A 12,233-nucleotide genomic window follows, 5' to 3' on the forward strand; every position below is an offset into this window, starting at 1 on the left:
CATCTGATTCGAAAGGGTTTGATGCGGAACTGTCGGTTCAATCCCATTTAGAATCTGGATTTTTTCCAAATCCAGCTACCAAAGAAGACGCCGCTGGGTTTAATTCCCAGCTGCGAATTCCGAGCAACCTGACGGGCGCAGAGCTGCGTGCCGCATCCGGTAAGTAGCGGGAGCTTCCAGCTCGCGCATACCCACCCCTATTCATACCCTCTACCGGCAATTGAGGCTTGAGCCGACTGCGCCTCTTCCGGTAAGGTGCCCACTCACTCCACCCTCAACCCAGCCTTCTCATGCAACCTCCATTGCCCATTTTCTGGCTGCTTTGCAGTTCTGTGTTCCTGCTTGTCCACCTTCAAGCAGAGCCTCCTCCTGAAATTCAGCGCCAGTATCAGGCATTGCTGCACATTCTCAATCAGGCAGACACTGCATATTTTGAGGAACACGAGTCGCTCATGAGTGACGCCGCCTACGACCGCATGCGGTTGCAGCTGCAACAACTGGAGCACCAGTACCCGCACCTGAAACAACTCCCCGTGCCCGAATCCGGTGCGCACACTCGCGAACGGGTCGAGCATCGATCCCCCGTGCTCAGCCTGCAGAAGTGCAAAAGCGACGCCGAGCTGCTCGCCTTCTGCAACGCACTGCACCAGCCCGGAACACAATGGGTGATCGAACCGAAAGTCGATGGTGCTTCCATCGTCGTGACCTATCATCACGGTCATCTGACACAGGCCCTCACCCGGGGTGACAAGCTGTCCGGGATTGATGTCACCGAAGTGATTCTGGCTTCGGGTGCGCTGCCACTTGCCATCGAGGGATTGCCCGAACACCTGGAGCTGCGCGGTGAGGCCTATATTCCGAAGGCACATTTTGACGCCATCAATGCTGAGCGCATCCGGTCCAACCAGTCCCCCTATCGCACGGCCCGCAACCTCGCCTCCGGCACGCTCATGCTGCAGGATCCGGTTGAGGTCATGCGTCGCGGCCTGCGCATGTTGATTTTTGAGTGGCGCAACGCCCTGGAATCGGGTCGGAAATCCCATTTCAACGCCCTGAATCAACTCAAGGACGCAGGGTTTCCCGTGGTCCAGACCCTGCGGGTTGCGTCCGTTCCGGAGATCATCGCACAAGTCAACTCCCTCGAAAAATCCCGCATGCAGCTGCCATTTGACGCAGACGGTTGGGTCATCAAACTGGATTGCCTGGCGAAGCGGCAACATCTGGGTAACACTCAACAGCACCCACACTGGGCAACCGCACGAAAATTTCCACCGGCACCCATCCTTGCAACCGTTCTGGAAATCGAAACATCGGTCTCGGATCGAGGAAAAGTGACCCCCATTGCGATTCTGGAACCCGTCGAAATCGACGGAGCCACCATCCAGCGTGCCACCCTGTACAATGAAGCCTTCGCCGAACGCATGGGCATACGCCCCGGTTCCAAGGTTTGGTTGATTCGAGCCGGTGGTGCAGTGCCGGAAATCCTCGGTCTTGCCAACGGCGACACTGTACCTGGCAAGAACTCGAAACACCCATGAAAAACCAACCGTCAACCTGCCAAGCGCATTGACCCCTGTCATGCATGATGCTGCAATCGCCCAGTGTGTTCCCGCAGCGTCGTTTCTCCATTGTCCCACAAGGCATTTTCCCGATGCCATCCTGCAGCCTGTCCTTCGCCACTGCACGAACCACCCGGATTTCCAAAGTGAAGCTGTCGGCGTGACATTGCAGCACACTCCCATGCGTGCAACACAAGGGGGTGCCCGAAGGCACCCCCACCCACACTTCTCCGGAACAGAATGCCATCTGCACGGAGAAAAATCGATGTTCGTGAGCAAGTTTATTCGCGAGTCACTGTCGGCCACCCATTCTTCCAGTGAATGGGGTTGATCAACAAACGTGCCCAGGCGTATTCGTGCTGGGAATCATAACCGTGATAGACGAGATAATCGACTCCATCCACGTGCGTCACTCCATTGTGCCCCACGCCATACCAGCGATCATCACCTTCGAGCAGCAAGGTTCCTCCCCCTTCGTTCATCGGCACGCCATTCTGGTCGACATAGGGTCCGGTCACGGACTTCGAGCGTCCCACTATCATTTTGTACGTGCTGTCTGCACCGCGGCAGCAATAGTCGGTTGACGCAAACAAGTAGTAATATCCATCCCGATAAACCAGAAAAGGTGCCTCAATCGCGCCTGACCCCGCCTGCTCCGGATATCCGCCATCGGGCATTTCAGCTGGACCCGGATTGCGGCTCGCAATCGTGATCACTTCGGGTGCATCCGGATGGGCCAGCTCGATGCGGTTATCTGCGAGCTGCACGATTTGCAACCCACCCCAGAACGAACCAAAGGCGAGCCAGGGCGTGCCGTCCTGATCATCAATTACATTGGCGTCAATCGCATTCCAGTTGTTCAATCCTGGGAAGGACTGAATCACGATGCCATGGTCAGTCCACCCGAATTCGGAACTCTCAGGGTCAAGCGTCGGGGTGGAGGCAACTCCGATGAAGGAGGTGTTTCGACCAAAGGCCGATACCGAATAATACAAATACCAGGTGCCGTCGTGATGGTAGATGTCGGGTGCCCAGAGATGCCCCCGAAATCCGGGAATCGTCTCAAACATCCATTGCGGAACCTCAGGAAACACAGAATCGAGCGTCGTCCAGTGTTGCATGTCGCTCGACTGCCAGACGTTGATGCCCGGTCCGGTGTGGAACAGAAAATACTGATCACCTTCGACGGCGATCACGGGGTCGTGCACAAAGGGTTGTACTTCTCCGCTGGCTCCGTCTGGATATGGAACCGGAGCAGCAGGCACAGACGGATCGGCCAGAGCGACAACCGTCGCCAGGGCGATCATGGGCGCAAAAAGGATGCGTGAAAAAGTGGAAATCATCATGGATAGCTTCAGTTGAAATTCAAAGATTGGAGACTTCAGGGCAGCGATGGACGTCCAAAATCCGGAAATCCCTCATCCGTCCAGCGAACGCATTTGACGTAGGTGTGACGGTTGGGATCCCACAGGGGATCGCCCACAATTTCCGTATACGTGCGCGCGTGATACACCAGGACATCCGCACTGCCGTCCTCCGACTTTGTGAAGCTGTTGTGCCCCGGCCCATAGACGCCATGCTCAAAACAGGAACGAAACACAGGCTGGGTGGATTTGGTCCACGAAGCGGCATCCATCAGGTTGGAGTTCTGATGCGCCCACAGCAGACCGACTGCATAGTTTTCATCGGTCGCACTGGCCGAATAGGTGATAAAAATACGGTCACCGTGTCGCAGGATGCCCGGACCTTCGTTCACCCAAAATCCAATGGTTTCCCAATCAAACTCAGGTTTGGTGAGCATGACGGGATCTCCCATGATCGTGAGCGGATCCTTCATCTTCGCCAAATACAGATTGGAGTTTCCCCGAATCTCCGGATATTTCTGTGCCCAGAGGTAGTAGAGTTCTCCCCCCTGATAGAAGGTCGTCGCATCCAGGCAAAAGGTATCCCACGGTGTGAGGATCTGCACGGGTTCACCCCAGCTCCCCTCCAGTGGATTTACCGCATCGGTCGAAATCGCCCACATGCGGTGCTGAAACAACTCGTCCTTGATCTCCCGGGTGTGTGCAGCGGCAAAATACACATACCATCGCCCGGAGTGAAAGTGAATCTCCGGTGCCCAGATCAACTGACTGTAAGGCCCCGTATCGGGTTTGCGCCAGACAGCCACCCGTTCGGCACTGGCAAGCCCGGCGATGGTTTTGGAGCGCCGCAGTTCAATGCAATCATAGGCAGGCACCGACGCACTGAAATAATAGTACCCGTCGGTGTGCTGGTAAACGAAAGGATCGGCGCGTTGCTCGATCAAGGGCTGCATCGCTTGAGTCATGAGGGTCTTCAGGTTAAGGGTTTCAATGGATCAGGTCAGAGCGACTGCTTGAGTTCATTGTAAAAATTGTCCGTGATGCGATAGCGGAACATCAGCGACCCCATCAGGGTGTGGAATACCCCGGGAATGATGGTCAGCATCAGTGCTATGCCCATCATTGCCAGAGGCGTCTGCGTCTCACGCGGAACATAGTGAAAGGCCGTCAACAACCATCCAACCACCGCCCCGGCGACGCCCATGCCCGCCTTTTGCGCGAAGGAAATGCACCCGAAGGCGAGGCCGGAGACCCGTTTGCCAGACTTGAATTGCCCATAATCCACCGCTTCCGCAATCGCCGACCAGAAGACTGGTGCGTGCAGATCCACGACAAACGAGAGCAGGAAATACAGCACAAACGCGATGGCAACATCGCCCGGCTGCACCAGGAAATACATCGCCACACTCAGCAAGCCGACGAGCAGCTGGCTCCAGCGAAAGAGCTGCACCTTGCAGTAGCGTTTGGTGATCCATGTAGAGGCCACCATCGCGAGGATCGCTGCCGCAACCCCGGTTCCCAGAAAGGAAGACTGCAGCTGCGCACTGCCGCCGAGATAGTACTTGGCATAATACAGTGCCACCGACCCCCGGATCACATAGCCGATCGTTCCGATAAAACAAACGGCAAAGAGCACCAACCACTGGTCGTTGCGAAACAACAGTCGAATCTGTTCCAGCACCGGTTTCTTGTCCACTTTGTGCTCCACGCGCTCCGTCGTAGTCGCGAAGCAGAACAGGAACAACAGCGTGCCCATCAGGGCCATAACCCCCATCGACAGCTGGTATCCACGAGAGAGACTCTCTTTGCCCAGTGCATCTGCCATGATGGGCACCACGATCGACACGAGGAAGGCCGCCACTTTTGCAAAAAACAGGCGGTAGCCGTTCGCGGAGAGGCGTTCTTTCGGGTCATCTGTGAGCACTCCGATCAGGGAGATGTAGGGGATCGTCACCGAGGTGAACATCAGCGTCACAAAAATGTAGGTCGTATAGGCCCAGATCAACTTGCCCGCGTAATCAAAATCCGGAGTCGTAAACGTCAGAAACACCGAAATGCCAAACGGTACCGATAAAAACAAAAAGTAGTGCCGAAAGCGCCCCCAACGTGTGGTGAACTTGTCAGTCAGCATACCCATCAAGGGGTCCGTGATTGCATCAATGCCTCGAACGAGAAGGAACAGCAGGGCAAGATCCTGCGGGCGGATGCCGAAAACGTCCGTATAGAAGAACGTGATGATGAGGAACATGGACGAAATGACCACGTTCACGGCCATGTCACCGGCACCAAATCCGATCTTTTCGAGGATCGTCAGTTTTTGGGTTTTCATTCTGTAGATTCTGTGTGTGTGGGTATGTCAGGATATCGTTCCATTCGGCGGACAAATGCCAGGTGGAATCGTAAAATACACGACCCTTCCGGAAGCATTCGCCCGATGCGAATCGCACTGCACAAACTCCAAGCCCAACATCACCGCATGGCGACTGAAATGGCATTCCCACAGTCCGCTCTCCGCCCCGTGCAAGGGCTTTTTCTCAACGAATCGACCCCGATCAGGTCATTGGTAAATGCGCAAATACGACGCGCGTTCCGCCAAGAAAATCGGAGGAATGAATCGCAGGTCCCGCAAAACATTTTCCGACAGCTCAATCCGCCAATGCCAGGGTTTCGGGAGCAATCAGGCGGCGGGCCTCTTCCATCAGGATCTGACCAAACAGCCAGTCAAACCAGAAACCGTGAACGGGGGTGCCGCGATCCAAACCATCGCGAAACTTCGTTTCCATCAAATTGACCGCCGCAGCCAGTTCCGTCCGGGCTTCAGGATTGCGCGCCATCATGTGATAGGCCATGCCGCGAATCGCATGCACCGCAACCGTGCGCGGCGCGTTGTTGTCGGGATAGGCCAGGCACGCATCGCACCAGGCGACTGCGGTTGAATAGTCACCCCTGCGCAGCTCATACAATGCAACCGACATGGATCGCCAGGCCGCCTCAAAAAAATCCCCCACTTCCACATCGCGCTGCACAGCCCGCTCAGTTTGGGCCACCATATCGCGAAGCTCCACGGTTAAGACTTCGCTCGCAGGCTTCAGCAGCACAATCTTGAGAAATCGGTCTGCAAAAGCACTGCCATTGGCTCTGTAGCGTTCCACTGCGTGATGACGGAAATCCTCGTACCGTGCACTGTCGCCGAGTTTCACCAGTACTGGCCCCAGCTCGAGCAGATCCAGACTCGCTACATCCGCACTTTCAAAGCGATTGACCTGAAGCAGCACCTCAAAATAGTGCGCCGCTTCTTTCCATCGTCCGCGAATGCCATGCCACTCCCCAATCGCACGCACCACTGCAGCTCCTTCCACGGAAGCCTCCTGCAGAGGGGTGGTAAGCATGAGTTCATCCGCCGCTTCGAGGCGCCCCTGACTGATCAGCCAGGCCGCTTCCGTTACACGCTGCCGGACCTCCGCCTCCTGGCGCAGGCGCATCTGCTGTTGCTCGGCCGCCACCGCACGGTGCCGGGCTGCACGCTCCTTAAAGAGTAACCAGGTGGAGACTCCCATGCCTGCAACCAGGGACGCCGCCACCATCAGGCTGGCCACAAACACCACCCGATTGCGGCGGATGAATTTTCGCATCCCATAGTGCCAGCTCATCGGTCGCGCAAGCACCACCTGATTGTCGAGAACCCGCTGCACATCCATCGCCAGCGCGTTTGCGGTTTCATAGCGCAGGCTGCGATCTTTCTGCAGGGCCTTCATCACGACCCAATCGAGATCATTGCGAAGCAGGTGCAACAATTCCGACGCAGACAACTCACGATCCCGGGCAAGCCGTGCCACTTGCGAGGACTTGAGTTCCAGCAGACAGGACGAGGGCTTGATCGAGATTGCATTCTTGAGCAGCTCCCGCATTTGCGCGGCACTGAGATCCATCATGCGCCGACCATCGAGCGGGGTGCGTCCGGCGAGCAGTTGATAGAGCAGTACACCCAGACTGTAAATATCGCTGCGGGTATCCACATCAAACCCGTTCATCTCCATCTGCTCAGGACTCATGTAGGCGGGAGTCCCCATCAACTGGTCTTCTTTTGAGAATGCATCGCGGTCAAACAGTCGGGATTCCGTTGCCCTTGCGATGCCAAAATCAATCACCTTGGGGATCGCCACACCATCCTGCTGACAAACCATGATGTTGGAGGGTTTGATGTCGCCGTGAATGATGCCCTTCTGGTGGGCATGCTGAATCGCATGACAGATCTGAATAAAGAGCTGCAGCCGATCACGGATCGACAGGCGATTGGATTCGCAATACTCCGTGATCTTCACGCCTTTCACGTGCTCCATCACAAAATACGGAGACCCACTCTGGGTTTCGCCTGCATCAAAAACACGCGCGATGTGGGGATGATCCATCATCGCAAGGGCCTGGCGTTCCGCCTTGAAGCGTTCGATCACCTGGCGCGACTCCATGCCGATTCGCACGATCTTCATCGCCACCATGCGACGAACGGGCTGCTCCTGTTCGGCCAGGTACACCACTCCGCAGCCTCCATCACCAATGCGTTTGATCAGGTTGTAGTGACCGATGCGCACCCCAACTGGTTCTTCAACAAACTCACCGTTCCCGGTCAGGGCCTCATCTGCGATCTCCCGCAGGCGGTTGCGCTCCTCCGAGTCCGCAAGCAGGCGTTCACCCTCGGTGAAGAAGGAATTCGCCTGTTCATGGCTCAAGAGCAGTCGCTCCAAGCGCTCCCGCAACTGTGTATCCCCATCGCAGGCTTCATCAAGATAGCGCGAACGCATTGCCGCATCCTCGATCTGCAGTGCCTGATCAAACAATGTTGCTTCATCCGTGCTGTGACTGCTCATGAATGATAGAAATCGGGAATACGATACAACACCTTCAACGGGAATGGGCTGCTTGCTCGCCCTGGTCCCTGATGCACTGCATCAACCAGGCTTTTGCATAGGCCCAATGCCGCTCCACCGAACGCTCGCCCATGCCCAGCATCTCTGCCACTTCTCGGTTGGAGTGACCTCCAAAAAACTTCAGCATGACGACCTGCGCCTTGTCCGGATGAGCCTGCTGCAACTGCTCAAGTGCCTCATCGATGAGCAGCACCTTTTCTTCCGGACTGGTCTGCGCCAGATCCACCTTGTCGATCTCCACCCGGATCCAGTCCCCTCCGCGCTTAATCGCTGTTTTGCGGCGAATGTTTTCGATCAGGATGCGCCGCATGGCACGGGCCGCCGCCCCAAAAAAATGAGCGCGATTCTCCCACTTCACCGGTTTACTGTCCGAACCGACCAGGCGAAGCCATGCCTCGTGTACCAGCGCGGTCGGTTGCAAGGTGTACTGTCGCCGCTCTGCGCTCATGCGGTGGTTGGCATGGCGTCGCAGTTCATCATACACGAGGGGAAGGACATCGTTTGATCCCTTGCCACCAGAGGCTGAGAGTTCATTCAGGCTCCGGGTCAGGTCTGCAAGCTCTTCACGCGAGGCGACCGGGTGCGCAACCGAGTCCTGCACCGGAAAGGAATGCGCTGACCGGTTCAGAGGTCTCTTTCCGTTTGCGTTGAACTCATTCATGGCTGATCTCGCTTCGCCAGCGGGCCTGTTGGGGTCGAATTGGAACCGGGGTACTGCGGCAAACATTCATGGGTGAAATCAACCGACTCAGTTCTGCGGATTGGTCGGCAGCATGCATCGGTCGGTGTGTGGGGTATTACTGTTCCGTAATGTGGAACATTTCCTACGATGTGAGCTTCAGCCACAACTGCAAGCACCAGCTTACCTTGACAGTTAAGCGATGTCAGGACCACTGCCAGAGGGGCAATCGCTAGAGCAGGGACACCGGAAGCACCTCATCATCGTCTGACTCGGACCATGATTCCGTATGCGCAGGGTGTGATGCCACTGCTTCGAGAATTTCATGCATCGTGCTCCACTGTTCCCGCAGGATGTTGAGGGAACGCTTTCCTTCCGGTAGCAGCGAATAGTATTTGCGACGCCGACCCGACTGCGGTGCGATCCATTCGCTGTGGATCCAGCCCAGGCGCTCCAGTCGATGAAGGATCGGGTAAAGCATGCCTTCCTCCCACTGCAACCGACCCTTCGACAATGCGTGCACTTCGCGAATGAGGGCATAGCCGTAGCGCGGTTCGCGCTCCAGCAACATCAGAATCAATGGCGTGGCTGATGCAGCATTCAGGTCTTTCGAAAACTCCATACCTAGTAATTCTTGGTAAATCTCCATTCCTGGCAATGGTGAATTTCTGCAATTCCCTGCAGGGATATTCGTTTTTTTGTTTCCGCAGCTCCCTACACCGCCTAGAGTGCGATGTTGAGCGGCCATGGTTTAGCCCGCCGCATGCAAATCCCGATACCCGTCATGAAAGGAACCGTCTTGATTCACGGCTTGCTGCTGCCCGCAGCCTGTAGCTCCGTGTCCCGTATCCGCCTGTTGCGTACCACTTTCCAACCCAGCCTTTCGAGGAAATCCGGTGGAAAATGAACCCGCTCAACAATCTGAACTCCAGGCCACTGCACATGTTTCTTCCAAGAATTCATTCGGGTTGCTTCCAAGCACTCTGGAGCAAGGTCGCCCTATGGTTCTGTGTGGTCGCAGGGGTTACGGGTGCGGTAGCCGCAACCCCAACCCCCCTGGGCCTGCCTCTCAGTCGCTTCCACTCCCTGGATGAAATCGGGGGAATCAATGGTGATTTTGAGATCAGTTTTGATCCGCTGGGCCGCCTCGCTCTGGTGCAAAACGGATCTTTTGCCGTGCTCAATGATCGCAATTGGGAATTCCTGACCGAATTTGACGATACCACTGAAGTGCTGCATGCCGTGCTCCAATTGTCCGAGGACGAAGCCTGGTACGGTGCAAGTGGTTCCTGGGGAAAGCTGGTCCGCACAGCATCCGGGGGATTCGAACCCGTACAACTCTCCCCTTCGGACCGTCCTACCTGGTCAAAATCCACAAACTACCTGATGCTTTTCCCATTCCGGGATGGCATCTGCTTCGGAAACTGGAATGGCCTGGTTTACCGGGAGACCCAGTCAGGAGCCACAACCTACGTTGAATTGCCGGAGATGATCAACGCCTTCGCTGTTGCTGACCGCCTGTTTGTGGTTTCGGCCGAAACGGGTTTGTATGAGGTTGATCTGAAACAGAATCAGCTGCAAAAAATGGAGATCTCCCCCCTGCGCCAGCAAATTCTCTACCACCACACCCGTTTCAATGAAACCTTCATGCTGTGCGCCACGCGTCGCCACGGCCTGTTCCTTTTTGACGGCGACAAGTTGCTCCCATGGCAGAACGAACTCGATGCCATTGAGGATCCCATGATCACCGCGATCTGTCAGCTTCCGGAGAAAAATATCGCCATTTCCCTTGATGGAGTTGGCTTGTTCATCCTCGACCCCCTCGGGCGCGTGCTCTCCGCCTACACCGCACCGGAGTTCCAAAACATTCAGTCGATCATTTCAAACGAATATGGTATCCTATGGTTCGCAACGGAGTTCGGACTGCAACAGGTCTTTTATGGCAGTCGCGTTGCTATTCTCGACAGTCGACAGGGACTGCCCATCAATTGGCCCCAGGTTGTGAAATGGAGGGGACGCACCATCATTGCATCCAACGGACGTCTGTTCGAATCGTGTGACAGGGATGCCCTGCAAACCACACCCTTTCAATTGCTTGAGCATCAACCTGACTGGGGCACCTGGGGTCTCGCCAGTGATGGAACAACCCTGTTGTCAGGAAACCGCACCGGCATCTACGAACGCGTTGCAGAGGATCGCTTTGTGCAGGTGCTCGACAATTTTTCCGCTGACCGTCTGGTCATGGTGGATGATGACCGATGCTATGTCATCGGAAAGGAATCCAGCACCATGATTCAACGCATCGACGGGGTCTGGAAGGAGATCACGGAGCGGGTCCCGGGAGTGGGATACCCCACCGTCGTTCACCGTGCAGGCAATTCTGTATGGATCGAACTGGGGGTACACCGGGTCGCCCGCATTTCCCATCGTGACGGTGCTTTGCACACACAACTCTTTGACCAGTTTCCCTGGGAGGAACCCGGCTGGATTCACATCGGTGTGGTTGGGGATCTTGTCATGCTCAGCTCTCCCACAGAAGGGCGACTGTTTTTTGATGAAAAATCGGAAGCGTTCATCCCCGCACCGGAGGCATGGCATTTTCTCGAAACCCTGCCCTACCTGATCGGCCGCATGGCGGAAGATGCAGCGGGCAACGTCTGGGTTTCCCATTACCAAGGCATTTCGCAGCTTCAACCCTCCGGCAACTCCTACCAGATTTCGACGACCGGATTTGAATTCGTGCGCGCATCCTATCCCATCGTGCGCGTTGTCGATGGTTCTGACGTCTGGTTCAACACCGGAACCTCACTCTTTCATGTCAATAACGCCATGCAGAGCCAGCCGTTCGCAGTTCTCAATCCTCAAATCGTGGCGGTGACCGACCAGAGCACAGGCCAGGTCATTGCCTCAACCGGATCGATGCCCGACGAAACCCTCGTGCTTGATTTTGCTCAAAACAGCCTGAGCTTTCAGTTCTTCGCGGGCAGCTACGCCATTCGCAATCCGCGCTACAACATCGAGATCGAAGCTCCCTTTCTCAAATGGGGCATGCAGGATGCAGATTCCAACATCACCCTGCCCAATCTTCGGGAGGGTCGCTACCGCATGACCTGTCAGCTCACCGACAACCGTTTTGGTATCGGAGATGCCATCACCTTCGATTTTCTGATCCATCCGCCATGGTATCGCGCACCGCTGGCCTATACCGGTTATGGACTGCTTGCTGCAGCAGCCTTTGCCCTGTTGATCCGTTGGTTGCTGTACCGCTCACGCATGCGAAACAAGCGACTCAGCCAACTCGTCAAGGAGCGAACGGAAGCGCTGGAGTCCACCATGCACAAGCTGAATCTGGAAACCCGCAATGCCGCAACCCTCGCCGAACGGGACCGTCTCGCAGGTGAGATTCATGACAGTGTGCAGCAGGGTCTGGCAGGTTTGATGATCCATCTCGACGGGGTACTGCGCTCACCCACTGTCAGCGATGACCTGAGGGCCAGTCTTGGTACTGCTCGCAAGATGCTCGAATATACGCGAAAAGAGGTGCAGCATGCCCTGCTCAATATGGAATCACCCCTGCTGGAAGATTGTGACATTGGCAAGGCGCTTCAACGCATCGCCGACCTCGTCTCACCGCATTCCAGCGACATCCAGATTCGCGTTGAAGGGGAACCGTTTGCGATTCCTCCGAGCGACGCTCATCACGTGC

General features: G+C 56.0%; 8 protein-coding genes. 2 read left to right on the plus strand and 6 right to left on the minus strand.

Features of this window, described 5'->3' with window-relative positions; genetic code table 11:
• Nucleotides 1-290: 290 nt before the first annotated feature.
• Complete coding sequence (locus ABQ298_08655; protein ID MEQ9824438.1) at nt 291-1,538, plus strand: hypothetical protein; 1,248 nt, start codon at nt 291-293, stop codon at nt 1,536-1,538.
• A 302-nt stretch (nt 1,539-1,840) separates the two neighbouring features.
• On the opposite strand, the gene ABQ298_08660 is transcribed toward ABQ298_08655, so the two are convergent.
• The 6 genes from ABQ298_08660 to ABQ298_08685 all read right to left on the minus strand — a co-directional run bounded on the left by ABQ298_08660 (nt 1,841) and on the right by ABQ298_08685 (nt 9,176).
• Complete coding sequence (locus ABQ298_08660) at nt 1,841-2,905, minus strand: family 43 glycosylhydrolase (protein MEQ9824439.1); 1,065 nt, start codon at nt 2,903-2,905, stop codon at nt 1,841-1,843.
• Between the two features lie 35 nt (nt 2,906-2,940).
• A complete protein-coding gene (locus ABQ298_08665) occupies nt 2,941-3,888 on the minus strand; it encodes a family 43 glycosylhydrolase (protein ID MEQ9824440.1) in 948 nt (315 codons plus the stop codon).
• 35 nt (nt 3,889-3,923) lie between these two features.
• On the minus strand, nt 3,924-5,252 hold the full coding sequence (locus tag ABQ298_08670) for an MFS transporter (protein MEQ9824441.1): 1,329 nt from the start codon (nt 5,250-5,252) through the stop codon (nt 3,924-3,926).
• A 316-nt stretch (nt 5,253-5,568) separates the two neighbouring features.
• A complete protein-coding gene (locus ABQ298_08675) occupies nt 5,569-7,788 on the minus strand; it encodes a serine/threonine-protein kinase (protein ID MEQ9824442.1) in 2,220 nt (739 codons plus the stop codon).
• A gap of 34 nt (nt 7,789-7,822) precedes the next feature.
• Nucleotides 7,823-8,509 carry an ECF-type sigma factor gene (locus ABQ298_08680; protein MEQ9824443.1) on the minus strand — a complete coding sequence of 229 codons (687 nt, stop codon included), beginning with the start codon at nt 8,507-8,509 and terminating at the stop codon, nt 7,823-7,825.
• A gap of 250 nt (nt 8,510-8,759) precedes the next feature.
• Complete coding sequence (locus ABQ298_08685) at nt 8,760-9,176, minus strand: helix-turn-helix transcriptional regulator (GenBank protein MEQ9824444.1); 417 nt, start codon at nt 9,174-9,176, stop codon at nt 8,760-8,762.
• 293 nt (nt 9,177-9,469) lie between these two features.
• Here ABQ298_08685 and ABQ298_08690 point away from each other — a divergent pair.
• Nucleotides 9,470-12,233, plus strand: a 2,764-nt coding sequence (locus tag ABQ298_08690) for a histidine kinase dimerization/phosphoacceptor domain-containing protein (GenBank protein MEQ9824445.1), incomplete at its 3' end; no start/stop codon positions are given.

The sequence above is a fragment of the Puniceicoccaceae bacterium genome (assembly GCA_040224245.1).
GTDB lineage: Bacteria > Verrucomicrobiota > Verrucomicrobiia > Opitutales > JAFGAQ01 > JAKSBQ01.

Bases quoted from the DNA above. Each gene is read 5' to 3' on its own strand.
- ABQ298_08655 (MEQ9824438.1), top strand. From the start codon at position 291: ATGCAACCTCCATTGCCCATTTTCTGGCTGCTTTGCAGTTCTGTGTTC.
- ABQ298_08660 (MEQ9824439.1), bottom strand. From the start codon at position 2,905: ATGATGATTTCCACTTTTTCACGCATCCTTTTTGCGCCCATGATCGCC.
- ABQ298_08665 (MEQ9824440.1), bottom strand. From the start codon at position 3,888: ATGACTCAAGCGATGCAGCCCTTGATCGAGCAACGCGCCGATCCTTTC.
- ABQ298_08670 (MEQ9824441.1), bottom strand. From the start codon at position 5,252: ATGAAAACCCAAAAACTGACGATCCTCGAAAAGATCGGATTTGGTGCC.
- ABQ298_08675 (MEQ9824442.1), bottom strand. From the start codon at position 7,788: ATGAGCAGTCACAGCACGGATGAAGCAACATTGTTTGATCAGGCACTG.
- ABQ298_08680 (MEQ9824443.1), bottom strand. From the start codon at position 8,509: ATGAATGAGTTCAACGCAAACGGAAAGAGACCTCTGAACCGGTCAGCG.
- ABQ298_08685 (MEQ9824444.1), bottom strand. From the start codon at position 9,176: ATGGAGATTTACCAAGAATTACTAGGTATGGAGTTTTCGAAAGACCTG.